The organism is Pseudoalteromonas sp. S1650 (assembly GCF_005887195.1).
GTDB lineage: Bacteria > Pseudomonadota > Gammaproteobacteria > Enterobacterales > Alteromonadaceae > Pseudoalteromonas > Pseudoalteromonas simplex.
Genome location: NZ_PNDF01000047.1, coordinates 16686 through 41439, shown reverse-complemented (window position 1 = coordinate 41439; position 24754 = coordinate 16686). Strand labels below are relative to the sequence as shown.

Below are 24754 nucleotides of genomic sequence, written 5' to 3'. Positions count from 1 at the left end.
ATTAACCTCGCTCAACCATATCACGCACCCAAGGGCGATGCTTTTCACGTTGAAGAATTTCGTTTTTAAGGCGGATTAACGTCACCACACCAACAAAACCTGCAAACGCAACAATGTTAACCATTAATGGCCAAAACATGCTTGGATCAATGGCTTTAGTATCAAACTTTGTAATGGTTGCACCTTGGTGTAAGGTATTCCACCACTCCACCGAGAAGTGAATAATCGGTAAGTTGATAACCCCAACAATGGCTAAGATACAAGCAGCACGCCCCGCTGCTTTTTTATCTTCAAAAGCATGATAAAGCGATAACACACCAAGGTATAAAAATAACAGAATTAACTCAGAGGTAAGACGTGCATCCCACACCCACCATGCGCCCCACATAGGCTTACCCCATGCTGCACCGGTAATTAATGCTATCGCTGTCACACATGCCCCAACAGGTGCAATTGCAATCACTGCAAGTTCTGCATTACGTAATTGCCATACTAGTGCGATCACTGCTGCAATCGCCATAGAAGAGTAAGCGCCCATAGATAAAATAGCTGAAGGCACATGGATAAAAATAATTCGGTAGCTGTCTTTTTGTTGGTAATCGGCTGGGGCATAAGCAAGCCCCCAGACCCATCCAACAATCATACAAACCACCGTAACGACGGCGAAATAAGGCAGTAAGGTGTTACACAATTGGTAAGCACGATCTGCTTTTGCGTAGGGATGTAACCACTTCCACATATTAACTTACACTCACTTTCAATGCTGACGATATGGCAATTGGTGCCGCTATAATCGCTACGATTAGCATGGCACCAAGGATTGCAAGCTGTCCGCTATAGGCAAGCTCCATAGAGCTGGTATCAATAGCCGAGGTTGCAAAAATTAGTACAGGGATATACAAAGGCAAAACAAGCAAACTCATTAAAATGCCGCCTTTTTGTAGTCCCACAGTGAGTCCAGCGCCAATTGCTCCAATGAAGCTAAGCAATGGCGTACCTAACAATAAGGTCAGAACGGTTGCTAAAAGCGCTGAACTTTCTAAATTCAATAACAAAGCAAATACCGGAGTCATTAACACTAAAGGCAACCCCGTTATCACCCAATGCGCTGCCACTTTTGCAAGGACAGTTAACGGTAAAGGGTATGATGAAGCAATTAATTGCTCTAGTGTTCCGTCGTGATAATCATCACGAAATAGCTTATCTAGGCCTAACATGGTCGAGAGTAACGCAGCGACCCAAATAATGCCCGGCGCCATACGAGCAAGTAGACCGGGTTCAGGGCCAATTGCTAACGGAAAAAGTGTAATAACAATAAGAAAAAACAAGATAGGGTTAACGATTTCAGCACGCTGACGAAACGCTAATTTAAGATCTTTAGAAAAAACCGCAGAGAATAATTGCCAATACGAATGCTGTTTTACCATCAGTGGCGATACTCCAAAGTCACTGTTTGTAGGTCACTAAAATGTGTCGTTAAATCTTGGTGGGTGGTTAATAGAATCGCGCCGCCAGCATTTAGGTGCTCAACAAAGCGTTCTTGTAAAAATGCAACACCGCTTTTATCAAGGGCTGTAAATGGCTCATCAAGGATCCATAGTTTGGCACTGTTTAACCACAGTCTTACGAGAGCGACACGGCGCTGTTGCCCTGCTGACAACATACGAACAGGCACATCCTCAAGACCTACCAAGCCTATTTTTGCTAAGATCGGATACAAGTCTTGTTTGCTATCGTAGCCATTAATTTTTAGCCAAAATGCGACATTCTCAAGGGCGGTAAGCTGTGTATTTACCCCAGTTTTATGGCCGATGAATAATAACTCTTGTGCATATTCATCATAGTATTTTGTAATTGAGCGATCTTGGAACAAAACATCACCTTCATCCGCCATAGCGAAACCCGCGATAATACGCAATAATGATGTTTTACCAGCCCCATTCGGACCAGCTAACTGCATAATTTGTCCCGATTTCAAGCTGAAATTAAGATCCGCAAACAAACAACGATCTTGCTTGATGCAGGTGACGGCCTTAATGTGTAACAAGATGATGATTCTCTATACCCAAAATTAGGCGTTAGTCTACCATAATGATAGGGTAATACGAATATTGCTTTAAAACGATTAACTTATATTTGATCTAAAATAATGAATAAACAAAGCCAGTTGACTCTCAGCACTCAGCTTAATCTAGACCCAAAAGCAATCAGCAGTGCATCACAGCAATCACCTAATGATGCCTTGAAAATGCTGGCTGAACAGAGCCTAACTGCCCGTAATATCGTGATTGGTAAGCACAGTGTGCAAATGGACGTGCTAATCAATAACTCATGGCAAACATTACGCTTATCAACAGAGCAAGAAAATCTTAAAACTGAGCGCTTTTTAGCGGCCAATATTCAATTAAGTAGTGATGGTAAACAGCTGACTATCACACCAGCACCACTGACGATTACACTTGGCAAAAGCCAGCAATTACAAGCACTGCTGAACTTGCTAACGCAAGGGAGTGCAAATACAAATATGCCGCACCCAGCTCAGATTGCGCCAAGTAAACCTTTACTACAACTACCGGCATTAAAAGCTGAGTTTGCTCTTAATAATAGTCTCGCTGCTCTTTTAAAAGCTGAAGCACCACTTAAAGCCATTTTGCTGCCTGCTACCAACCAACAAAATAGCTTTAATTTAAACATTATTAATCGCTTTGGGGATTCTCTCCATCAGCAAAGTGTTAGCCAACAAAAAATAGCTGAGTTGGTGGCTAAGCAAACCCCTGAAATGAATTTGAAATTAGCAGGGCAACAAGTACAGTTAAGCGTTGCAAACAAGCAAAGTAATGAATTAACTTTACCGCTACCTACAATATCGCCAAAACAAGCTAAGCAAATTCAAGCGCAGTGGCAATTTCATCCTCATGCATTAAAACTAACCCCCCAGCAAGTTAAAAATACTGTTGAACTTATAAATAAAGCGCCTGTGCAACAAATACTGTTAAAGAACTCGCTGTCAGAGACATTCAATCAAGCATTAAAAAGCCAAGCTGTTGAACCTAAGAGTACGTTGTTAGCGCCATCGAGCAGCTCAAATTCCCCCATTAGCTCTTGGCTAAAAGACAGTTTTGCTGATTTAAAAACGCGTATTAGTGATGCAGTGCGCTATTTTGAAAAGCTCCCTGCTACCACCAAAGCGGCTGTTTACCAGTCAACGCATCAGCTGATTGAAAGCAAAAATACGATTAGCCAACTGGGCTTTAATGCCAATAAAATCAATATAGTAAAGCTTGCCGCTGCTCAACAAAGCGCGCCCCAACACACTGCGCTCCAAGTAGCGCAAAAACCCAGTGGGCCAGTTACAGCTAATACGCCACCACCTGTGGCTAAACAAACAGAGCCATTAACCGAAAGTCAGCCTGCAAAGCAAGTTAGTTTACCCGTGAGCTATAACAAGGCAGCACCTTTAATACAGTTACTACAACTGTTAAAAGTCAGTTTAGAGCCGCTTGTTAGCGCACAAAATCAAGCGACTCAGTTGGCTACAAACCATAGCAAAGAACAACTCCCTGTATTGAGCTTAGACAATGCTATGCAAAAAGCACCTGCAGACAACAAGTCAATTAACAGTTCTGTTAATACTCTAAACTCTGACAAAGCAACATCTGAACAGCTTGCCCCAGTTAAAAGTAGCCTCGCTAATTCAGTACTGAAAAAGATGAGTGAGCAAACTAAACAGCATAACTTCGTGACTCGAGCACCCAATGAGCAAACCGTAGGGTTACAAAAAGTTGTTCAACAGCAAACTCAATTACACGCCCCCTTCTTAGCAACAAAAGAGCCGAACTTGAGTCAGCCATTATTGCCGATAAGGCCAATCGAAGCCGCGTTGATTGCTAAGCTATTACCGCTCCCTGAAAGTAAACCGTTAGCAAGTATGCCTCTGCCAGTGCAATTAACAGAGAAACTTGTAGCCCTGAGTGAGCAAAACACATCGCCTTCGGTAGATTTAAACAGGCTCGTTAATCAAGCATTTAATCGCATGATCTCGAGTCAAAACATGCACCCTACAACGATTGAACGAGAGCTTTTAAGTATCCTCAGGCCAACAGCACTGCCTAGTCAAACTCAGCAGGCAAGCTTCAGCCAAGGGTTAGAACAACTAGCAGTGGCTTCACTTGCCGCGCCAATTATTAATCAAGCACCAACCAACCTTAGTTTTAATAATCAAACTGGTCTTGATGCCTTACTGCAAGTGTTAGTGCCCAACTTTAAAGCCGTTAACGGCAATAAATTACTCGAGCAACTACAGCAGCCTGCGATGCAAGCCATGGCGGCTGAAGCCTCGCAACTGAAAAACACTCTAGCTCAGGTGCAAACAACGCCCATCAATCAGCAACAAGATAACAGTGCTTTAGCGCAGTTTTTCTTACCGATGAAATTACCTCCTGAAACAGGGCAAACAGAAATCAGCTTAGGACAATATAAAAAGCCAAGTAAAAATAAACTCGAAGCAAAGAATGTCTGGTTTGTGCGATTGAACTTTGATTATGCTCAGCTTGGCAAGTTACAAATTACCGCGGAGGTGATGGATAAAGCAGTTGATTGCCAATTGCTCGCTTCTTCACAAGAAGTGACAGCGCTTGCTCATCCGCATTTAGAAACGCTGCGCCATAAATTAGCAGGCCATGGTTTAAATGTAGGTGAGTTAAACTTGCAACAAGGGACATCAAACCACCAAGCTTTTTATAAATCCCATGCGATTATTAACATTAAGGTGTAATTTTTATGAGTGAACAAGCGGTGCATAAATCAGCAATTGGCTTACTCTACGAAGCGGGTAGCTCACCACGAGTAACCAGTAAAGGCTTTGGTGAATTGGCTGAAGAAATCGTCAAACTTGCTGAGCAAAAAGGCATTTTGATACACCAAGATGCGGACTTAGCTCAAACCTTATCGCATCTTGAGCTAGGTGAAGAAATCCCGAAAGAGCTCTATTATGTTATTGCTGAATTAATTGCTTTTTCGTACGTATTGCGTGGTAAGTTTCCACCGGGTTGGCAAGACTTTCAAGGTAAGCTCAACATCAAAGCTTAGCTCAAATAAAAAAGCGCCTATTCGGCGCCTTTTTGTTTATGAAGTGACATGAGTAGCTCAGCTTCGGCTCTGGGTAATTCGCATTCACGAATTATTTCTTCTAAATCAGCGCCTAGCTCAACCATTTTAACCGCTCGCGAATAAATTTTCGCATTCGGATCATCATATTTTTGTGCATCTTGTAGCTGTTCAAGCTCTTTACTTTTTTCTTCAACAGCAACAACACGTTTGCCAATACTTAGCATGCCAGCTCGCATTTCAGCCACTTCGCTACGTAAAATACTCAATTGCTGTTGAGCTTCTTGTAACTGTTTTTGCTTAGCTTGAATCGCCGCCGCTTGCTTATTGTTATTGACAAAAATAAGCCCCAAACACACTAATACAAGTAAGATTGAGGCACCAAACAAAGAGTATAACAGCATATAATTTCCAAACGCTTATAGTGCGCTTAGCTCGTCCCACTCATCGTCATTTAATAATTTATTAAGATCAACCAAGATCAGTAACTCACCATCACGGTTAGATACACCTTGGATAAACTTAGCACTTTCTTCTGTGCCAATATTTGGCGCACTGTCAATTTCAGAGCTACGTAGGTAAACCACTTCAGCAACACTGTCGACTAAAATACCAATCACTTGCTTTTCAGCTTCAATGATAACGATACGAGAGTTATCAGTAACCTCAGCACCCATTAAACCAAAACGTGCACGCGTGTCGATCACAGTAACAACATTACCACGTAAGTTAATAATACCTAACACATAAGAAGGCGCACCTGGCACAGGAGCAATTTCGGTATAGCGAAGTACTTCTTGTACTTGCATTACGTTAATGCCGTACGTTTCTTCTTCAAGTTTAAAGGTTACCCACTGTAACACTTCATCGTTGCTATCAGCGTTTTTATTTGCTGACAGTAGTCTTTCTTCACTCATGCTATTACTCCGTAAAAATAGTTACTGCTCACGGCTGTCTAAGCCCTGCTCTAGCAATTGATTTAAATTTTCAACGTCAATCAAGGCGCACATTTTCTCTTTGATAACACCTGCAAGCCAAGGCCGCTTACCTGATTTTGCTCGCCATTTTACATCTTCTTTACGAAGCGTAATATTATTTACGAGCTTTTCTGCCAATAATCCCCATTGACTGTCACCTAAGGTGATTAAATACTGATAATCTAATGATTGTTCTAATTTTTCATCATACTTTTCTGGCATAACCCAACGTGCAGTATCAACAACATTTAGTTTTTCTTCACGGTTTAGCATGACACCTTTAAACCATTTTGGTTTACCAAATAATTGGTTAACCTCTGCCAGCTGATGAATTCCCCCTAATGCTTTTAACGGTACAGCAAGGGTTAACCCTGCAACCTCAAAGAATAATGCCTGAAATTCACCATCAAAATAGTCTTCTTGACGATCAGACGAGGTTTTTGCAACCAGTTCAGCTTTAGGTTCTGCGACTATATCTTTGATATTAGCTTGGTTCTCGGTTTTCTCAAGCTCTTTAGTCGGTTCTGGGGGTGGTAAAACAGGTTCTGGAGTAGGCTGAACGTCTGTCAGCTTTTCTTCTGTCTTAGTTTCAGGCTCTTTAACCTGCTCCAGCAGCTTTGCGACTGGCTCAAGATTTTGGTCTGTAGGCTCATCTTCACACAACAAAGCGCCCAAATATTGGGTCATCACTTTTTCATTGGCAAATAAATGCTTACTCATCTTTAACCTTGTGCAACTAAGTAATCAAGCAGGGCGCGATAGGCAAAAACGCCACGCGAACGCGGGCAAAATTGAATCGGCACTTGCTGTGCTAAACTAGCATCTCTAAACTTTGTATCGACAGGAACCACGCCTGACCATACTTTATCTTTGTAATTATCCTGCAGAGTCTTGTAAGCTTCAAGTGATGCTTTAGTACGTTTATCGTACATTGTAGGAATAATTGTATATTGGTACTGTTTTGCTTGCGATGTTTGCATCAGCTCCATGGTGCGCATCATACGATCAAGCCCTTTTAAAGCCAAAAATTCTGTTTGTACTGGCACTAAAATTCGCTCACTGGCTGCAAGTGCATTGACCATCAAAACCCCTAAAACAGGCGGGCAATCAATAATTGCATAGTCATAATGGTCGCTAATTTTGGCAAGCGCTTTTTTTAGTATTAAGCCCATGCCATTTTTATTGCCCATGCTTCTATCAAGCGTCGCGATTGCCATCGTCGCAGGTAAGATATCTAGGTTTTCAAGTGTTGATGGACATAGAGCCTGCAAAATTTCTTCACTGGCCATGCTGTTACCACGCGCGAAAATATCATACACGCTGACTTCTAAGTCTTCTGAATCTATACCAAAATAATAAGTCAATGATGCATGCGGATCGGTGTCAATAAGTAACACGCGTTTTCCTTGTAAAGCGAGAATACCAGCAAGGCTAACGGCTGTTGTTGTTTTCCCTACCCCACCTTTTTGATTCGCTACGGTCCAAACTTTCACATCACACCTTATTATTGTTCATTGCGCGTGGTAATCCTAATTCCACCATGTGGTAATTGAATCACTTTAATGCTGTTATCATCGCTTGGCAACTCAATTTCTGTCGTCTGTTGCGGTTGGTTTTGTGACTCTTGTTCTGCGTTTTCTGGCTCTTGTGGTGGTAAACCATATTTAGACAACGCAACAACCACTTTGCGGTTTTCTGCGCGTCCTTGCTCAGTGTCATTACTTGCAAAAGGTGAATATTGCCCGTAACCTTCAATAGCCATACGCGCAGGGTTAATACCTAAACTCTCAAGCTCAACTAGGACAGATGTCGCCCTCGCTACAGATAGCTCCCAGTTAGAGCGAAACATCTCATTACGAATACCTTCGTTATCGGTATAACCACGCACACGAATGTAATTATCAACTGGTGCAATAATATCTTTCACTAAACTAACAACTTGTTTTGCACGCTGCTGTGCAACAGCACTGCCCGATGAAAACAACATACCAGAGCTTAATTCAATGATGAGCCAATCTTGATGAAGCTCTAAACTTGCTTCGCCATCACGAATTTCATCAATGAGCGCAGACTGTAATTTAGTAAGTAAGCTGTCGAGAGGCTTGCCGAGATGTTTTTTCTCAATATTGCTGGTTTCGCTTTGCCCATCGAGTAATTCAGGGCCTTGCTCATCTTTACGAATGCTCTCACCGTATAGAATGTCGTTCTCAGGGCTGACTCTGTCAGTTAGTATGCCTGTGCCGTTAACCCCAGTGCCAACCTGTTGTTGCTGACGAGCAGACTTTTCAAACACCTGCTCTAGTGAATCTGAGAGAATTTGAAAATCTTCATTTTTACTAATTGCGATCGCATACATGACCACAAAAAAAGCAAACATGATGGTCATATAATCGGCATAAGAGACAAGCCAGCGTTCAGTATGTTGGTTTTTTGACGTGTTATGACGCAGACGACGGCGCATCATAATAAATTACTCGTCAACTAAGCTTGGGCGCTCTACACGGTACGCCTCAAGTTTTAGTTCGATATTTAGTGGGCTTTCACCTTGCGAAATAGCAATAATGCCTTCAGCGAGTAGTTCATGATACAGCATTTTTTGTTCCACTTGCTGCTTGAGTTTATTCGCCATAGGCAAAAATAATAAGTTCGCTAAACCAACACCATAAATCGTGGCAATAAACGCTGTAGCAACACCGGCACCCAGTTTTTCAGGATCGGTGATAAATTGCATGGCCTGAATCAAACCGAGTACTGCACCTAAAATACCAATTGTAGGGCTATAACCGCCCATAGCTTCATAAACTCGACTTACCTCGAGTAAGCGTTCGCGTTCAAGCATTAAATCAATTTCAAGCGTATCTCTAAGCTTTTGCTCATCAATACCATCAACAAGTAGACTCAAGCCCTTTGCCGCATACGGGTCTGAGTGCGACAGCGCTTCCGACTCAAGGGCTAAGTAACCTTCTTGACGTGCTTTATGTGACCAACGCTTTACTTGCTCGATTGCTGCATCAATATCATGATATGGCGGAAAAAACACCCAATGACTGATCTTAAGTGTTTTAGTAAAAACACTAGCAGGAGTCTGAAGCATGACAGCCCCAAGCGTACCACCAAGCACGATGATAAGCGCAGGACCATTAAACAGTGCAGAAACAACCCCGCCCTCTAATGCATAACCAAAGGCGATGGCACTTACTGCGACAATTAAGCCAAAGAAAGACAGTTTATCCACAACCAGTCTCACGCGTTAAACGATTCGCAACATCTGCGAGCGCTAAGCTTTCACTCGCCAAGCCGGCATTAGCAACAGCTTGTGGCATACCATACACCACACTGGTTTTTTCATCTTGCGCCCAAATAGTCGCACCGACTTGCTTAAGCATACGCGCACCATCACGGCCATCTGCGCCCATGCCCGTTAATACTACAGCTAGCACATCACCGCCGAAGGTTTTTGCAGCACTTGCAAAAGTCACATCAACACTCGGCTTGTAAGTAATACGCGGACTATCGTCTTCAAATACTCGCAGAGTGCGAGAACCACCACGCCCCTCTATTAGCATTTGTTGGCCACCTGGCGCTAAGTAAGCGGTGCCAGGCACTAAACGGTCACCATTTTGCGCTTCTTTAACATTGATTTTGCATAAGCCATTTAGCCTTGCAGCAAAAGCTGGCGTAAACGCAGCTGGCATATGCTGAATAAGCAAAATAGGATGTGGGAAATTAGCTGGCAGCTGAGTCAAAATTGTTTGAAGCGCCACAGGTCCACCGGTTGATGTACCGATAGCAACCAATTGATATTTCTTGCCCGAAGCGCGAATATTACTCGTATTCGATGACGATGCAGCCGGCGAACTTGCAGCAGCAGGACGGCTAAAACTGCGATCAGGCTGGACAATACCGTTACTGCTTGTAGCGCCACTACTTCTTAGTGTAGGAGTCGGAGTTGATCTCGAAATAGGTGCTGGGCGCGAGAAACGAGAAATGCGACGGCGACCAATTTCTTTTACTTTATTTTGTAAAAGCGCGATTGCATCTTCATTATTGCGTGCAATGTCTTCGAACTTTTTCGGTAAAAAATCAAGGGCCCCAGCATCCAATGCATCTAGGGTTGCTGTTGCGCCATCACGGGTGAGTGATGAGAACATTAAAATAGGAGTCGGTGTTGCTGCCATTATTTCTTTCACGGCACTAATGCCATCAAGAACCGGCATTTCAACATCCATAGTAATTACATCAGGTTTTAATTCACGGGCTTTATCGACCGCTTCACGACCGTTTACGGCAAAACCAATTACTTGAATATTGCTGTCTTGCTCTAAAATTTCGCTGACTCTGCGGCGAAAAAAGCTTGAATCATCAACAACTAATACTTTGACTGCCATTGGCACTCTCTTGTTTTATATCACTTAAAGTGCAGTTAAACGCTGCACTTTATTATTTATTATTAGCCAACGTAGTGTTTAAGCATGCTAGGTACGTCGAGGATCAATGCAATCCCACCATCAGAAGTAATTGTCGCACCAGCCATGCCTGGCGTACCTTGCAATAAGGCATCTAAAGGTTTGATAACAACTTCTTCCTGGCCAATTAACGAGTCAACCACAAAGCCCACTTGTTTAGTACCGATTTGCACAATAACTACGTGACCTTCAGCTTTACGCTCTTGGCGGTTGGCACCTTTTACTAACCAATGTTGTAAATAGAAAAGCGGGATCGCTTTTTCACGCACAATTATTGTCAGTTGACCATCAACGACATTAGTTTTAGTTAAATCAAGATGGAAAATTTCACTCACACCAGCAAGTGGTAAAGCAAATGTTTGCTCGCCAACAATAACCATAAGAGTCGGTAAAATAGCCAGTGTTAATGGCACCTTGATTTCTAATACAGTACCTACACCCAGCTCTGACTGAATATTGACAGAGCCATTTAACTGGGTGATTTTTGTTTTTACTACATCCATGCCGACGCCGCGGCCTGAAATATCAGATATCTCTTCTTTGGTTGAGAAACCCGGAGCAAAAATTAAGTTGTAAGCTTCGGTATCCGACAAGCGGCTTGCTTGGTCGTGATCAATCACACCTTTGCTGATAGCAATTTTTTTCAACTTCTCAGCATCCATACCTGCACCATCATCACGAATGGTCAATAAGATATGATCGCCTTCTTGCGAAGCAGAAAGAGTGACTGTACCGGTACGTGGTTTACCCGCGGCTTCACGCACATCTGGCATTTCAATACCATGGTCAACAGAGTTACGAACTAAATGCACGAGCGGATCGGCAAGCGCTTCTACTAAGTTTTTGTCTAAATCGGTTTCTTCACCAACCAGCTGCAGGTTAATGTCTTTTTTCAAGCTACGAGCTAAGTCACGCACAACGCGTGGGAAGCGGCCAAATACTTTCTTAATTGGCTGCATGCGGGTTTTCATCACCGCACCTTGCAGGTCTGCAGTTACCACATCTAAATTAGAGATGGCTTTACCCATTGATTCGCTGTTACTGTTATTTGCAAGGCTAACCAAACGGTTGCGTACTAATACCAGCTCACCCACCATGTTCATGATTTCGTCCAAGCGCTTGGTATCAACACGAACCGTTGTTTCAGCTTGTGGTGGTGGCGCTTTTTTCGGTGCAGCAGAAGCTGCTGGTGCTTTTGCAGGAGCTGGAGCCGGTTTAGGTGCAGCTGCGGCAGGCTTAGGAGTAGGTGCCGGTTTTGATGCTGCAGGCTGTGCCGGTTTTGCAGGTTCAGCTTTAGGTGGTTCAGGCGCTTTTTCTGGCGCAGCCGTTTCTAAAGACTGTGGAGCTGTACCTTTACCATGTAATTCATCAAGCAACGCCTCAAACTCGTCATCGCTAATTTCATCGTCTGAGTCACTGCTTGTAGTATCTACTGCTGGCGCTTGAGGAGTTGGTTGTGCAGGTTTTACTGTTTCAGGTTTGGCTATATTTTCTTGTTTTACTTCACCAAAATTACCAACACCATGTAATTCGTCTAATAAACTGTCGAATTCATCATCGGTGATGTCATCACTATCACTGCTAATAGCTTCAGTAGCAGCCGATGCTGGCCCTTGACCTTTACCATGTAATTCATCGAGGAGGCTTTCAAACTCATCTTCAGTAATTTCATCAATATTCTGTGGTTCTGCCTTACTATCAGCAAGACCGCCGCCATCAAACAACATATCAAACGCAAATGGATCATCTTCATCAATATTGTCTGCTGCCGTGTTAGCTGTTACTTCAGGTGCATCAACAACAGCCTCTTCAACAGCAGGTTCTTCAGGTGCAACTGCTACATCGTCTGCTACTGATACATCTTCACCTGCAAGCTCTTCCGCTGTAGGTGGTTGGCTTAATTTATGAAGAACGTCTAGAAGCGCAGGATCTGCAGGCTCTGGTTGCTCACGATTTTGAATCGTTGCGAACATTTCGTTGATGGTATCCAGAGCTTGTAAAATAACATCCATAAGCTCAGGAGTGACACTGCGAACACCTTGGCGTAATAAATCGAAAACATTCTCTGCACCGTGACACGCATCAACAAGTTCAGTCATGCTTAAAAAGCCTGCACCGCCTTTGACAGTGTGGAAGCCTCTAAAAATGGCGTTTAAGAGATCTTTGTCTTCGGGATTGTTCTCAAGCTCAACTAATTGCTCTGACAAAAGCTCTAAGATTTCTCCTGCCTCAACAAGGAAATCCTGTAAAATATCTTCATCGACTTCAAAGCTCATGCAGCTACTCTCCTCTTAGAAGCCCAGACTTGATAATAGATCATCGACTTCATCTTGTCCTGAGACAACATCATCACGAGAGTCTTTATCAATAATCGGCCCTTCAGGACCTGCTAGTGTATCACTTGTTGCAGGTGCTTTTTCTATGGCCTGTTTTTCTTGTTGTTGATGACCATCTTCTTGACTGCCAAACACAGTTAAGAGATTAATTAAACTGTCTTCTACTTCTCGCACTAACTCAATGACGCGACGGATTACTTGCCCCGTCAAATCTTGATAGTCCTGTGCCATCAGCACATTGGTCATCAAGCCCTGTAGCTCATCGGTTTTAGTATGCGAGTTATTCATAAAATTATCTAAGCTATGACATAGCTTTTTAAACTCACCGAGCTCTATTTCTCGGCTCATTAAACGATCCCACGTTGGTTTAATCGTCGCTATTTCATCTGCAAGTTGTTGCGCTATAGGTAAACTAGCTTCAACTGCATCCATGGTTTTGTTAGCGGCGCTTTCTGTCATTTCCATAACATAATTTAAGCGCTGCTTAGCGTCTGGGATCGCATCGGTAGTTAAATCTGAAAGACGAGTATCTAGATCAAAGTTTTTTAGCGCTTCATGTAATTGTCGCGTCAGTTTACCGATTTCAGCAAACAGCTCTGATTGTTCTTTTGATGCTGTTTCAAGTATCAGCTGATCAGCTTTTTCTTGTTCACCATTTTCAAGAAACTCAACAAGTTGACGAGCTTGCTCTAAACTTATTTGAGGCGCAGCTAGTGCTGACATAAGCCTCTCCCCTTAGATTAACCTAAACGTTCAAACACTTTTTCCAATTTGGTTTTAAGTGTCGCAGCAGTGAATGGTTTAACGATATAGCCATTAACACCCGCTTGAGCAGCAGCAACAATTTGTTCTTTTTTCGCTTCAGCTGTCACCATTAATACAGGAATATGCTTAAGGCTATCATCAGCACGAATTGCTCTTAACAAATCAATGCCTTGCATACCTGGCATGTTCCAATCTGTTACAACAAAATCAAATTCTTGATTTTGTAGCATTGGCAATGCTGTTGACCCATCGTCAGCTTCCTGCACATTGGTAAAACCTAAATCCCTTAATAGATTTTTAATGATACGTCTCATTGTAGAAAAATCATCAACAACAAGAATTTTCATGTTTTTATCCAAAACATCCTCCGGTGAGGTTTGAACCTATATTTACTTACTACTAATTAATCCAGTCATTGATTTTTGCTTTGAGCTTAATCATCGCCTGACCATGTATCTGACTCACACGCGATTCACTAACATCGAGTATGTGTCCTATTTCTTTTAAGTTCATTTCGTCGTTGTAGTACAAAGACAAAACAAGTGCATCTCTTTCTGGTAACGATTGGATAGCCGTTAATAGAGACTGGTTAAACCGCTCATTTTTAACGTTATTAAACGGTTTGTCTAGTCCTAAATCCTGACCTACAGGTGTAATGACGTCTTCATCAACGCCTAAGTCCTCTATACCTAATACTTTACTAGAATTTACATCATGTAGAATATGATGGTACTCATCGAGCGTTATATCAAGTTTTTCAGCGACTTCTGTATCTTTAGGTTCACGATTTAGCGTGCTTTCTAATTCGGAAATGGTTTCAGCCACAAGGCGAGCATTTCGGTGAACTGAGCGTGGTGCCCAGTCACCTCTACGAATTTCGTCTAACATCGCACCACGAATACGAATTCCAGCGAAAGTTTCGAAACTAGCCCCTTTGCTAGCATCAAAGTTTTTTGATGCTTCAATTAGGCCTATCATGCCTGATTGAATTAAATCATCGAGTTGGACACTGGCAGGTAAACGAGCAATTAGATGGCACGCCACTTTTTTAACTAAAGAGGCATGTTTTTCAACAATCGCATTTAAGTTTTGTGCTGATTGATATCCCATCGCTTTATTCACCGATGTTGTCATAGTTAGCCGTTTACTAGTTTTTCAATGAAAAATTCTAAATGGCCAGAAGGTTGATTAGGGATCGGCCACTTAACTGCTTTTGTTGCTAATGTTTTAAACGCCACCGCAGCTGGTGAGTTTGGAAATAATTCAACAATCACCTTTTGACGTCGCGTAGATTTACGCATGTTCTCGTCATAAGGAATGGTAGCTACCAACTCCATTGAAACGTCTAAAAAGCGATCCGTTACTTTTGAAAGTTTAGCAAATAATTCTTGCCCTTCACGCAAACTGCGCACCATATTGGCAACAATTTTAAATTTATATACGCCATGCTCACGGCTAAGCACTTTTATAAGCGCATAAGCATCGGTAATTGAGGTAGGTTCATCGCATACAACCACAACAACATCTTGGGCTGCACGAGAAAAGCTTAATACCATGTCAGAAATACCTGCAGCGGTATCGACAATTAAAATATCAAACTCAGTGTTTAACTCGCTAAAAGCGCGGATAAGGCCTGCATGCTCAGATGGTGTTAATTCCACCATGCTTTGCGAACCAGAGGTCGCTGGTACAATTTTTATACCTGCAGGACCTTCAACAAGAATTTCGTCAAGCTCACACTCGCCTGACAAAACATGAGATAAGTTACGTTCAACACGAAGGCCAAGCATCACGTCACAGTTTGCCAAACCTAAATCGGCATCTAGTACTAATACACGATTTCCTTGCTGCCCTAATGCGATTGCGGTATTGAGTGAAACGTTGGTTTTACCCACACCACCTTTACCGCCAGTCACAGCGATAACTTTAACGCCACTATTATTATTTTGATTCATTTTGCGCAGGCCGCTTGCTTGATCTAATACTGTGTTAATCATACATCCCTACTGTGTTCGACGCTACTGCTTGACGTCGTGAATGTTGTGCTTTTGCTCGTTTTAAATACAATTGTTCAGCTTTTTTCACTAGTTTTTCAGCATTCGCTACGCGAATATCTTCAGGAACACGCTGACCGTTAGTAAGATACCCTATTGGCAGGCGATTTTGAATCGCTATACTAATAATCTCACCTAAACTTAAAGATTCATCCAATTTAGTGAAGATACAGCCACTTAGATGAACCTTTTTAAAGTGTCTTACGGTTTCTTGCAACACATTTATCTGTGCTGTTGCACTTAATACTAAATAACTACGAATATCAACACGCTGATTACGCATTAGGGTGTTTAATTGCTCAGTTAAACGTAAATCACGTTGGCTCATACCCGCTGTATCTATTAATACTAGACGCTTATTACGTAAATGGTATAGCACTTCAGCTAATTCATTCGCATCTTTTACCTGCTTAACACCACAGCCAATAATACGACCATAAGTAGCCAATTGTTCGTAGGCACCAATTCTATATGTATCAGTGGTGATCAACGCCACTTTATCAGCACCATATTTTTGTGCACCCAGTGCAGCTAATTTCGCAACAGTCGTTGTTTTACCAACACCCGTTGGGCCCACTAATGCGAATACACCACCTTGACGTAGGATTTCGTTATTCGTTGTATGCATTTGGTTTTCAACCATTTGCAGTAATGCTTGCCACGCTTGTTGACGTGATACATCGTCAGGAATGAAACAGGCCATTTGCTCAGCAACATCACGTTCAATGCCCATACCCGCTAAGCGGTCAATCATACATGCACGAGTCGGATCGCGGCGAGCCATATCCTGTTGCATTAAGCCAGATACTTGGTGTTCAAGTAATTGACGAATCGCATTCATTTCTTCCCGCATAGTCGTCATTTCTGATTGATTCGCAGGTGCTGAGTTTTTATGCTCAGCGGGAGAATCTAAATCATCAAAACCTGAATCTAAATCGTCATCAAAACCTAAGCTATGTGCTTGAGTTTGTACACGAGGTGCTGCCTGCGGTTGATAACGAGGAGCTTGCTTGTATTGTGGCTGTTGCTGCTCAAAGCTTGGCTCTTTTGCTTGATAGTGTTCACTCGTATCAATACCAGATTGACTAAACATTGACGCAAGCTCTGGCGAACGAGGGCGTGGGGCTTGACGCTCAAGTATCGCTTGTAAGCTATCAGCAACTTTCGCTTGCGGCTCAGGTTTAGCACGCATTGGCTCAGGTTTAACAAAGTTATGCTGTGGAGCAGGTGCTGATTGTGCCACTGCTGGTTTAGCTTCGGCTTTCGGGGCTGCTTTGTCGTAATCAACAGCTGCAACGATTTCAACGCCGTTAGCAAGCTTTTTGTTCGACATAATAACCGCATCAACACCTAGTTCATCTTTCACTTCTTTCAGTGCAGTGCGCATATCTTTAGCAAAAAAACGTTTAATTTTCATGGTTCAACCCCTTTACTATCCTATTGTTGGCCTACTGAGCTGACAATCTTAATCTGTCTTTCGTCTGGTACCTCTTGGTAAGACATCACCCTTAAACCTGGGATGGTGTACTTAACGAAGCGAGATAGCACAGTCCGTAACATTCCTGACGTTAACAGTATCGAAGGTTCGCCGGCCATTTCTTGGTTTTGGTGCGCTTCATTCAATGATTGTTGAAGTCGCTCTGCAAGGCCTGGCTCTATTCCGGCACCTTCGTCACCTGCATTCTGAAGTGACTGATGCAACATCTGTTCCAACTCAGGCGCCAAGGTTATGACAGGGATCTCAGAAGACATACCAACAGCGTCTTGAACAATCAGTCTGCGTAGTGAAATTCTCACTGCAGCCGTTAGTACATCTGGGTCTTGGCTACGTGGGCCATACTCAACAAGAGTTTGAACAATCGAGCGCATATCGCGAATTGCCACCCCTTCATTGAGTAAGTTTTGTAGTACTTTTACGATAGTAGTGAGTGGTAATACATCAGGAACCAGCCCTTCAACAAGACGAGGATGACTCTTCGCTAACATATCTAATAAGTTTTGTACTTCTTCATGACCAAGCAGTAAAGCAGCGCTATTAGTAAGTAACTGACTAATATGAGTTGCAACCACAGTTGCTGAATCAACGACTGTGTAGCCAAGTGACTGCGCTTCATCTTTTTGATCTGGTTTGATCCAAACCGCATCTAGACCAAATGCAGGATCTTTTGTGGCAACCCCTTTGATTGGACCAAATACTTGGCCTGGATTAATCGCTAACTCATCACCATGCTTAAGCTCACCTTCACCGCTTGAAACCCCCATCATAGTGATTCTATAAGCATTTGGGTCAAGCTCTAAGTTATCGCGGATATGCACAGGAGGTACCAAGAAACCAAGTTCCTGAGACAATTTCTTACGCACACCTTTGATACGATTTAATAGTTCACCACCTTGAGATTGATCAACCAGTGGAATTAAGCGATATCCCACTTCTAAACCAATAACGTCAACCTGTTGAACATCATCCCAACCCAGTTCTTTTTGCTCTTGTTTATTAGCAACACCTGTTCCTGGCGCACCACCATTTGCTTCTTGCTCTGCTTTTTCGGCTTCTGCTTTGGCTTTTTGTTGTTGGGTGAAGTAAGCAAGGTAACCCAGTAATCCACCTAAGCTTAAAAATGCAATATGCGGCATACCTGGCACTAGACCCATGATGATCAAAATACCTGATGCGATATACAAAGACTTTTCGTTACCTAGCTGAGTCTTAACTTGGTCGCCCATGTTGTGCGATTCATTTTGACGGGTAACAACGATTGCAGTACCGATTGACAGTAACAATGAAGGCAGTTGTGCAACTAGACCATCACCAATGGTTAGCAAGGTGTACACTTCCATCGCACGGCTGAACGATAAATCATGTTGGATCATACCAACAAATAAACCACCAACGATGTTAATCACTAGAATAACGATACCCGCTATTGCATCGCCTTTTACGAACTTACTCGCACCATCCATTGAACCATAGAAATCGGCTTCGCGGGTAACCTCTTCACGGCGTTCACGGGCTTGCTCTGCACTGATAAAACCAGCGTTTAAATCAGCATCAATCGCCATTTGTTTACCCGGCATTGCATCAAGAGTAAAGCGAGCTGATACTTCAGAAATACGACCTGCACCTTTGGTGATAACCACAAAGTTAATAATGATTAAAATCAGGAAGACCACTAAACCAACTGCATAGTTACCGCCGATAACCACCGAACCAAAGGCCTCGATAACTTTACCGGCTGCATCACCGCCGTTATGACCTTCGAGTAATACTACACGGGTACTGGCGACATTCAGCGCTAAGCGCATGATGGTTGCAATCAGTAGAACCGCAGGGAACATACCAAATTCAAGGGGTTTCATGGTGTAAACTGTAACCAGTAACACCACCAGTGCTAACGCGATATTAAACGAAAATAGAATATCTAAAAGAAATGGCGGCAGGGGTAAAATCACCATACCCAGCGCAGCAAGTACCATTAACGGCGTGCCGATACCCTTCGCATATTCTTTTTTATCTCTGTTAAGTTGTTGTAATACCGCTTTAAATTCCATAATTCAACAATTTCAAAAAATTGACACTACACGGAATTTGCAATAACTATTCCAAGTTATAAATTTACTGTTTAGTATTTGTAGGCATCGGGTATTGGGAGCTTTTTATTGAGTGGTACAGGACGTTTACCGCGCCCTTTTTGGAAGCGTTTTAACTGGAAGACATAAGCTAACACTTGTGCAACGGCAGTGAATAGCTGATCAGGTATTTGATGACCAACATCGGTGGTGTGATACAGCGCACGAGTAAGCATGGGTGATTCAACAATTGGCACGTCATTCCCCTTGCCCACTTTACGAATTTGCATAGCAAGCTCGTCCACGCCTTTGGCAAGAACAATAGGCGCACCCGCTTTAGCTGTATCGTATTTGAGTGCTACAGAATAATGGGTCGGGTTAGTTACGATCACATCTGCATCAGGCACGTCTTGCATCATACGCCTTTGCGACATTTCACGCTGAGTACGGCGAATACGCGCTTTTATTTGCGGATCACCCTCAGAGTTTTTAAATTCGTCTTTTACCTCTTGTAAGGTCATTTTTAACTGTTTATGGTGTTTGTGACTTTGATAAGGAGAATCTATTGCAGCAATAATGATTAACGTACAAGTTAACCCCAAGAACATCCAAGATAGTATTTCGAGTGCATGGATAAAATTTCCGGGCGCGCTTTCAATGCTTAGGTGCAGTATTTCATCAAAGAAAGTATTAATTAAGAACACAGCAAAGCCTGCAACCACTACAAATTTTAAAATAGACTTAACTAGCTCTACTCCTGCTTGAGGGCCAAGCATACGCTTAATACCTTTAGCTGGCGACATCTTACTTGCTTTTGGGGCTGCCGCTTGCCAACTAAAGTTATAACCCCCCAGTAAAGTATTGCCAACAAAAGCGGCTATGACGATGATCAACACAAACATTGCCATAGGGAATAACAATGCATCCGCAACAATTCCCCACACTGAAAACATCTTAGTGGTGTCGTAGGTTTCATTACGGTTAAGGCTTAATAAACGTCCCATTATATTATAAAGACCTTTACCAATTTCAGGGCCATACAACAAGAGTGAAACTGCAGAAAAAATAAGCACAAACATGGTACCTAGCTCTTTTGAGCGGGCAACCTGACCTTTCTTCTTGGCATCATCAATTTTTTTCTGCGTGGGTTCTTCGGTTTTTTCTTGACCAGAATCTTCAGCCATGGCGCGCTCCTAAGGTGTACAACCAACAAGGCTGCACATTAACTCAACCATTTTTAACCACTGAAACTCAAATTGAGTCATAAAGTTGCCTAATGTTGCCCAAATAATCACAAGACCAGCTACTAAGGTAAACGGAAAGCCAATTGAGAAAATATTTAACTGCGGTGCCGCTCGGGTCATTACACCAAACGACATGTTAATAACAAGCATGGCTGTCAGTGGAGCTAAAGCAAGCACCAAGGCTGTGGTGAACATCCAACCACCCCAAGTAACGATATCCCAGTAATGATCAACCGCCCACCAATTGCCATCAATTGGTAGCACTTCAAAGCTATGAATGACCATTTGAATCATCATTAAGTGGCCATTGAACACAAAGAAAAGCAAGGTCGCCAAGATTAGATAAAATTGTCCCACAGCGGGTACACTCAGACCATTCGATGGATCAACTACGGACGCAAAACCAAGACCTGTTTGCATCGCGAGTATTTGCCCAGCAAGAACAAAAGTATTTAGCAATAAAACAGATGCAAACCCAATCGCGACACCAATAAGCATTTGCTGAATGACCACAAGAATCATCTCAAACGAAAAAAGATTGTTGAAAGTCGCAGGGGGCAGCATAGGCACAGCAACAAAGGTTACAACTACAGCTAAACCAAGCTTAATTCGGCTTGGTACATTCTTCGCACCAAGGCCTGCCATAATCATTATCATTGAGCTAATACGCACTAATGGCAGCAAAAAGTCGCTGAGCCATTGAATAATGACCGCAAATGGAAATTCCATTTAGCCTGCAATCTCCGGTATAGACATCACTAAACGGGTAAAATAGTCCATAAGCTCTTGCGTGAACCAGTGACCACCTATAATAAGTGCGCTTATGGTAATTAGCAAACGAGGTAAAAAGCTTAAGGTTTGCTCATTGATTGATGTTGCCGCTTGGAAAACTGCCACGACTAGACCGACTAATAAGCCAGGTACTACGATTGCAGACACTAACTTTATAACTAAAAATAGCGCGTCACTGAGTATATCGACAAAAATTTCGGGTTCCATTTTGTCTCTCCTACCTAATTATGTGCCTTGAATTGCATTGTTACACCCCGAGCCCAAAGCTCTTCGCCAGCGTGCCCATCACAAGGCTCCAGCCATCCACCAACACAAACAGCATGATCTTAAACGGCAAAGACACAATCATCGGCGAAAGCATCATCATACCCATGGCCATTAATACGGAGGCCACCACTAAATCAACTATCAAAAATGGGATGAAGAACATAAAACCAATGATAAAGGCCGTTTGCAATTCGCTGGTAACAAACGCTGGGATCAATACAATCAACGGCGTGTCTTCTGGCGAATCTAATTGCTCATAACCAGCTATTTTCGCAAAGGTCTCTAAATCTTTTATACGAACTTGCGAGAGCATAAACGCTTTCATAGGGTCTTTGGCAAGCTCTAAGGCTTGCACTGAAGTAACTTGCTCATTCAAGTACGGCTCAATGGCGCGCTCATTCACCTGCTGATAAATTGGCGCCATAATAAAAATACTTAAAAACAGCGACATGCCTAACAAAATTTGATTCGAAGGCGTTTGTTGTAAGCCTATTGCTTGGCGTAGTATCGCCAGAACCACAATAATCCGTGTAAATGAGGTCATCATAATGACCGCCGCTGGAATAAAGCTCAGCGCCGTCATGATCGCTAACACTTGTAGCGTCACTGAGTAATCTTGAGAGCCATCAGGGTTGGTGGTAATGGTCAGTGCTTCTATGCCTTCAGCGTTAACCGACGGCAAAAACAACACACTTGCTAAAATAAGTATCCACTTGATCATAGCGTTAATTCTTTTTATTTGAAGGTGATTGTGGGTTCAGTAACTTTCCAAATTTCTTGGCAAGTTCTGGCAGTTCTTTTTCTTGTAATGGTGTTTCTAGTTTATGCAGGTAGTTAATACTGTGCGGAGTCACACCAATTAAGTGCTGTGCGTTATCAATTTCAATGACCATCAAACGCTCACGAGAGCCCAAAGGCAAACTGCGCACTACTTTAAATTCATCACTATTAGCAAGATTTGGATTTAGTTTTTTAACCAAAAAAGCCAAAGCAATAATAACCACCAGCACTAAAAGCAAAGACATCACCATAGACAGTAAATCTGCCGTCGGTGATGCCGTAGGAAATGCAGTGCTCGACGCACTTGTTAAAGCAACTAAAGCATTCATCGTAACTTTTTAATACGTTCAACTTGGCTAATAACGTCAGTTAAACGAATACCGAACTTATCGTTTACAACGACCACCTCACCATGCGCAATCAGCGTGCCGTTAACCAATACATCAAGCGGCTCACCAGCGACTCGGTCTAGTTCTACCACCGAACCTTGGTTAAGTTGTAATAAGTTACGAATGTTGATTTTTGAACGGCCCACTTCCATAGAAATAGTAACCGGAATGTCCAAGATGGTATCAAGTTTTCGTTTTTCGTCGCCCGATAGCTCATGTCTTTCATCTTTTAATTCATCAAGCTCTGCCACAGCAGCATCGCCTGAGCCACCCTCAGCCTCTTCAGCTTCGGCTAGTGCCGCGGCCCATTCGTCCATTGTATCTTGATCATCACTCATTATGTTTAACCTTATAAATCGACTACCAGTCTAAATCTACACCTTCAGATAGATGTAGATCTTCTTCTAGTTCTGCTAATTCTGCATCTGAATCCAGTTTTTTGCCACCTTTTGTGAACACATGTAGTTCTGACTTAACTGATTCAGGGCGTTTAATTTTTTCGCTAATTTGTAGTGCCACATTGTCACGTGAGCGGCCCATTTTCGCTCTAAAGGTCGGCAGTTCTTCTACAAATACGGTGATATGCTCTGGCATTTCAACTGGGATAATATCGCCAGCTTTAAGCTCCATAATCTGTTGTAGCGTTAAATCAACCTCAAGCAATTGAGTCGATAGGTCGACTTCTACATCCATGATCTCATCACGTAATGCTTTACTCCAACGTAAGTCGGTGTCTTCGGTGTCTGATTGCACACCGGCATCGAGCAATTCGCGAATAGGCTCAAGCATTGAATATGGTAATGCGATATGGAAATCACCACCACCACCATCTAGCTCAATATGGAAGGAGCTAATAACAACCACTTCAGTTGGACTTACGATGTTCGCCATTGCTGGGTTAACTTCTGAGTCAAGGTACTCAAAAGATACATCCATTACCGGCGCCCATGCTTCTTTATAATCTTCGAAGATAATTTTAAGTAGCATTTGAACAATACGCCGTTCTGTTGGCGTAAATTCACGGCCTTCAATTTTTGCATGATAGCGGCCATCACCACCAAAAAAGTTATCCACTAAAATGAATACTAATCGGGCTTCCATGGTAATTAAGCCAGTGCCCTTCAACGGACGAAAACGTACCATGTTCAAACTGGTTGGCACGAATAAGGTATGGATATATTCGCCAAATTTAATCATTTGCACGCCGTTGATTGAGACCTCAGCGGTGCGGCGCATCATGTTAAATAGGCTAATTCGCATATGACGGGCAAAACGTTCATTCACGATCTCCAAGGTCGGCATACGACCACGGACAATACGATCTTGTGATGAGAAGTCATACTGTAAGGTATTACTGTCTAAGTCATCACCTTCGTGAATATCTTCCTCTTCGACTTCATCAACGCCGTGTAAAAGCGCATCAATTTCGTCTTGAGATAATAAATCGCTCACGCTGACCCCTTATTGCATCACAAAGCCGGTGAATAATACCCGCTCTATCACTTTGCTACCTTCAACATCACTTAATGCTGATTGTACTTTTTCAAGTGCAGCAACACGCACTGACTCTTTACCTTCACTGGTACCTAATTCATCTGCGGTCGTTGTTGAAAGAACGCCAAGTAAGGTACTTTCGATAAGTGGAATATGCTTTTTGGCAGTTTCTTCGTTCACTTCACCGCGAACAAGTAGCTGAACTTTTATTTGTACAATACGGTCGCGACTCGCACCGGGTACATTAAATACAAATGGGCGTGGCATTGCGACATAGAGAGCCGAACCAATCTGTGCGGAGCTCGATGGTGCAGCAGCCTCAGTCACTGTGGTTTCATCTGCTAGGCTCTCTTCAGGGGCATCATCACCCATAAATAAAAAGTAACCTACGGCGGCGCCAACAATCAACACTACAGCTGCAATAATGATAATCAGCTTCTTTTTGCCTTTACCCGTATCTTCTATTTCTAAATTTGCTTCTTCGGCCATTGTTACTTCCCTCAAAGTTACAGCAAGT

Annotated in this window: 27 protein-coding genes; 2 read left to right on the top strand and 25 right to left on the bottom strand. The window is 42.7% G+C overall.

What is annotated here, in order from left to right; all coding sequences use genetic code 11:
- Position 1 precedes the first annotated feature (1 nt).
- From CWB80_RS14670 to ccmA, 3 genes are read right to left on the bottom strand one after another with little or no spacing between them, the layout of a single operon-like run.
- Complete coding sequence (locus CWB80_RS14670) at positions 2-739, bottom strand: heme ABC transporter permease (RefSeq protein ID WP_054553245.1); 738 nt, start codon at positions 737-739, stop codon at positions 2-4.
- Position 740: 1 nt separating this feature from the next.
- On the bottom strand, positions 741-1427 hold the full coding sequence (gene ccmB / locus CWB80_RS14665) for a heme exporter protein CcmB (RefSeq protein WP_054553246.1): 687 nt from the start codon (positions 1425-1427) through the stop codon (positions 741-743).
- Positions 1427-2047 (bottom strand): cytochrome c biogenesis heme-transporting ATPase CcmA, encoded by a 621-nt coding sequence (ccmA, locus tag CWB80_RS14660; protein ID WP_138599030.1) that lies wholly within the window; start codon positions 2045-2047, stop codon positions 1427-1429. Before ccmA ends, ccmB begins: the two co-directional genes overlap by 1 nt.
- Before the next feature lie 102 nt (positions 2048-2149).
- On the opposite strand from ccmA, the gene fliK reads away from it, so the two are divergent.
- Complete coding sequence (fliK, locus tag CWB80_RS14655) at positions 2150-4774, top strand: flagellar hook-length control protein FliK (protein WP_249362591.1); 2625 nt, start codon at positions 2150-2152, stop codon at positions 4772-4774.
- A 5-nt stretch (positions 4775-4779) separates the two neighbouring features.
- Positions 4780-5088: an EscU/YscU/HrcU family type III secretion system export apparatus switch protein gene (locus CWB80_RS14650; RefSeq protein ID WP_054553249.1), complete on the top strand. Its 309-nt coding sequence runs from the start codon at positions 4780-4782 to the stop codon at positions 5086-5088.
- Between the two features lie 17 nt (positions 5089-5105).
- On the opposite strand, the gene CWB80_RS14645 is transcribed toward CWB80_RS14650, so the two are convergent.
- The 22 genes from CWB80_RS14645 to fliL all read right to left on the bottom strand — a co-directional run bounded on the left by CWB80_RS14645 (position 5106) and on the right by fliL (position 24726).
- Positions 5106-5510, bottom strand: a complete 405-nt coding sequence (locus tag CWB80_RS14645) for a DUF2802 domain-containing protein (protein WP_054553250.1) — start codon at positions 5508-5510, stop codon at positions 5106-5108.
- A 15-nt stretch (positions 5511-5525) separates the two neighbouring features.
- Complete coding sequence (locus tag CWB80_RS14640) at positions 5526-6023, bottom strand: chemotaxis protein CheW (RefSeq protein ID WP_054553251.1); 498 nt, start codon at positions 6021-6023, stop codon at positions 5526-5528.
- A gap of 21 nt (positions 6024-6044) precedes the next feature.
- The gene (locus CWB80_RS14635; RefSeq protein ID WP_055020708.1) at positions 6045-6803 is read right to left on the bottom strand and encodes a chemotaxis protein CheW; all 759 of its coding nucleotides are present in this window, start codon (positions 6801-6803) and stop codon (positions 6045-6047) included.
- Positions 6804-6805: 2 nt separating this feature from the next.
- Complete coding sequence (locus CWB80_RS14630) at positions 6806-7576, bottom strand: ParA family protein (protein WP_054553253.1); 771 nt, start codon at positions 7574-7576, stop codon at positions 6806-6808.
- Positions 7577-7587: 11 nt separating this feature from the next.
- On the bottom strand, positions 7588-8547 hold the full coding sequence (locus tag CWB80_RS14625; RefSeq protein ID WP_138599031.1) for a flagellar motor protein MotB: 960 nt from the start codon (positions 8545-8547) through the stop codon (positions 7588-7590).
- 6 nt (positions 8548-8553) lie between these two features.
- Positions 8554-9318 (bottom strand): flagellar motor protein, encoded by a 765-nt coding sequence (locus CWB80_RS14620; RefSeq protein ID WP_138599032.1) that lies wholly within the window; start codon positions 9316-9318, stop codon positions 8554-8556.
- A complete protein-coding gene (locus CWB80_RS14615; RefSeq protein ID WP_054553256.1) occupies positions 9311-10471 on the bottom strand; it encodes a protein-glutamate methylesterase/protein-glutamine glutaminase in 1161 nt (386 codons plus the stop codon). Before CWB80_RS14615 ends, CWB80_RS14620 begins: the two co-directional genes overlap by 8 nt.
- Before the next feature lie 62 nt (positions 10472-10533).
- The gene (locus CWB80_RS14610; RefSeq protein WP_138599033.1) at positions 10534-12825 is read right to left on the bottom strand and encodes a chemotaxis protein CheA; all 2292 of its coding nucleotides are present in this window, start codon (positions 12823-12825) and stop codon (positions 10534-10536) included.
- Between the two features lie 15 nt (positions 12826-12840).
- Entirely contained in the window at positions 12841-13608 is a 768-nt protein-coding gene (locus tag CWB80_RS14605; protein WP_138599034.1) for a protein phosphatase CheZ, read from the bottom strand.
- A gap of 17 nt (positions 13609-13625) precedes the next feature.
- Positions 13626-14009, bottom strand: coding sequence for a chemotaxis response regulator CheY (gene cheY, locus CWB80_RS14600; protein WP_016708035.1), 384 nt, complete (start codon positions 14007-14009; stop codon positions 13626-13628).
- 40 nt (positions 14010-14049) lie between these two features.
- Positions 14050-14760: an RNA polymerase sigma factor FliA gene (locus tag CWB80_RS14595; protein WP_054562345.1), complete on the bottom strand. Its 711-nt coding sequence runs from the start codon at positions 14758-14760 to the stop codon at positions 14050-14052.
- Between the two features lie 26 nt (positions 14761-14786).
- Positions 14787-15647: a MinD/ParA family ATP-binding protein gene (locus CWB80_RS14590; RefSeq protein ID WP_054553259.1), complete on the bottom strand. Its 861-nt coding sequence runs from the start codon at positions 15645-15647 to the stop codon at positions 14787-14789.
- Positions 15640-17121, bottom strand: a complete 1482-nt coding sequence (flhF, locus tag CWB80_RS14585) for a flagellar biosynthesis GTPase FlhF (protein ID WP_138599035.1) — start codon at positions 17119-17121, stop codon at positions 15640-15642. Before flhF ends, CWB80_RS14590 begins: the two co-directional genes overlap by 8 nt.
- Before the next feature lie 20 nt (positions 17122-17141).
- Entirely contained in the window at positions 17142-19253 is a 2112-nt protein-coding gene (flhA, locus tag CWB80_RS14580) for a flagellar biosynthesis protein FlhA (protein WP_138599036.1), read from the bottom strand.
- A 71-nt stretch (positions 19254-19324) separates the two neighbouring features.
- Positions 19325-20455, bottom strand: a complete 1131-nt coding sequence (flhB, locus tag CWB80_RS14575; RefSeq protein WP_054553262.1) for a flagellar biosynthesis protein FlhB — start codon at positions 20453-20455, stop codon at positions 19325-19327.
- Positions 20456-20464: 9 nt separating this feature from the next.
- Entirely contained in the window at positions 20465-21244 is a 780-nt protein-coding gene (fliR, locus tag CWB80_RS14570; protein WP_054553263.1) for a flagellar biosynthetic protein FliR, read from the bottom strand.
- Positions 21245-21514, bottom strand: a complete 270-nt coding sequence (gene fliQ, locus CWB80_RS14565) for a flagellar biosynthesis protein FliQ (RefSeq protein ID WP_054553264.1) — start codon at positions 21512-21514, stop codon at positions 21245-21247.
- A gap of 40 nt (positions 21515-21554) precedes the next feature.
- The gene (gene fliP, locus CWB80_RS14560) at positions 21555-22295 is read right to left on the bottom strand and encodes a flagellar type III secretion system pore protein FliP (protein ID WP_138599037.1); all 741 of its coding nucleotides are present in this window, start codon (positions 22293-22295) and stop codon (positions 21555-21557) included.
- Positions 22296-22299: 4 nt separating this feature from the next.
- Positions 22300-22683 (bottom strand): flagellar biosynthetic protein FliO, encoded by a 384-nt coding sequence (gene fliO, locus CWB80_RS14555; RefSeq protein ID WP_054553266.1) that lies wholly within the window; start codon positions 22681-22683, stop codon positions 22300-22302.
- A complete protein-coding gene (gene fliN / locus CWB80_RS14550) occupies positions 22680-23081 on the bottom strand; it encodes a flagellar motor switch protein FliN (protein ID WP_054553267.1) in 402 nt (133 codons plus the stop codon). The genes fliO and fliN overlap by 4 nt, the downstream gene beginning before the upstream one ends.
- A 22-nt stretch (positions 23082-23103) precedes the next feature.
- On the bottom strand, positions 23104-24195 hold the full coding sequence (gene fliM, locus CWB80_RS14545; RefSeq protein ID WP_054553268.1) for a flagellar motor switch protein FliM: 1092 nt from the start codon (positions 24193-24195) through the stop codon (positions 23104-23106).
- A 9-nt stretch (positions 24196-24204) separates the two neighbouring features.
- Positions 24205-24726: a flagellar basal body-associated protein FliL gene (gene fliL, locus CWB80_RS14540; RefSeq protein WP_138599038.1), complete on the bottom strand. Its 522-nt coding sequence runs from the start codon at positions 24724-24726 to the stop codon at positions 24205-24207.
- Positions 24727-24754 lie beyond the last annotated feature (28 nt).

Excerpts from the sequence above, each read along its gene's own strand:
- CWB80_RS14670 (WP_054553245.1), bottom strand. The coding sequence starts at position 739 with ATGTGGAAGTGGTTACATCCCTACGCAAAAGCAGATCGTGCTTACCAA.
- ccmB (WP_054553246.1), bottom strand. The coding sequence starts at position 1,427 with ATGGTAAAACAGCATTCGTATTGGCAATTATTCTCTGCGGTTTTTTCT.
- fliK (WP_249362591.1), top strand. The coding sequence starts at position 2,150 with ATGAATAAACAAAGCCAGTTGACTCTCAGCACTCAGCTTAATCTAGAC.
- CWB80_RS14650 (WP_054553249.1), top strand. The coding sequence starts at position 4,780 with ATGAGTGAACAAGCGGTGCATAAATCAGCAATTGGCTTACTCTACGAA.
- CWB80_RS14645 (WP_054553250.1), bottom strand. The coding sequence starts at position 5,510 with ATGCTGTTATACTCTTTGTTTGGTGCCTCAATCTTACTTGTATTAGTG.
- CWB80_RS14640 (WP_054553251.1), bottom strand. The coding sequence starts at position 6,023 with ATGAGTGAAGAAAGACTACTGTCAGCAAATAAAAACGCTGATAGCAAC.
- CWB80_RS14635 (WP_055020708.1), bottom strand. The coding sequence starts at position 6,803 with ATGAGTAAGCATTTATTTGCCAATGAAAAAGTGATGACCCAATATTTG.
- CWB80_RS14625 (WP_138599031.1), bottom strand. The coding sequence starts at position 8,547 with ATGATGCGCCGTCGTCTGCGTCATAACACGTCAAAAAACCAACATACT.
- CWB80_RS14615 (WP_054553256.1), bottom strand. The coding sequence starts at position 10,471 with ATGGCAGTCAAAGTATTAGTTGTTGATGATTCAAGCTTTTTTCGCCGC.
- CWB80_RS14610 (WP_138599033.1), bottom strand. The coding sequence starts at position 12,825 with ATGAGCTTTGAAGTCGATGAAGATATTTTACAGGATTTCCTTGTTGAG.
- CWB80_RS14605 (WP_138599034.1), bottom strand. The coding sequence starts at position 13,608 with ATGTCAGCACTAGCTGCGCCTCAAATAAGTTTAGAGCAAGCTCGTCAA.
- CWB80_RS14595 (WP_054562345.1), bottom strand. The coding sequence starts at position 14,760 with ATGGGATATCAATCAGCACAAAACTTAAATGCGATTGTTGAAAAACAT.
- CWB80_RS14590 (WP_054553259.1), bottom strand. The coding sequence starts at position 15,647 with ATGATTAACACAGTATTAGATCAAGCAAGCGGCCTGCGCAAAATGAAT.
- flhF (WP_138599035.1), bottom strand. The coding sequence starts at position 17,121 with ATGAAAATTAAACGTTTTTTTGCTAAAGATATGCGCACTGCACTGAAA.
- flhA (WP_138599036.1), bottom strand. The coding sequence starts at position 19,253 with ATGGAATTTAAAGCGGTATTACAACAACTTAACAGAGATAAAAAAGAA.
- flhB (WP_054553262.1), bottom strand. The coding sequence starts at position 20,455 with ATGGCTGAAGATTCTGGTCAAGAAAAAACCGAAGAACCCACGCAGAAA.
- fliR (WP_054553263.1), bottom strand. The coding sequence starts at position 21,244 with ATGGAATTTCCATTTGCGGTCATTATTCAATGGCTCAGCGACTTTTTG.
- fliQ (WP_054553264.1), bottom strand. The coding sequence starts at position 21,514 with ATGGAACCCGAAATTTTTGTCGATATACTCAGTGACGCGCTATTTTTA.
- fliP (WP_138599037.1), bottom strand. The coding sequence starts at position 22,295 with ATGATCAAGTGGATACTTATTTTAGCAAGTGTGTTGTTTTTGCCGTCG.
- fliO (WP_054553266.1), bottom strand. The coding sequence starts at position 22,683 with ATGAATGCTTTAGTTGCTTTAACAAGTGCGTCGAGCACTGCATTTCCT.
- fliN (WP_054553267.1), bottom strand. The coding sequence starts at position 23,081 with ATGAGTGATGATCAAGATACAATGGACGAATGGGCCGCGGCACTAGCC.
- fliL (WP_138599038.1), bottom strand. The coding sequence starts at position 24,726 with ATGGCCGAAGAAGCAAATTTAGAAATAGAAGATACGGGTAAAGGCAAA.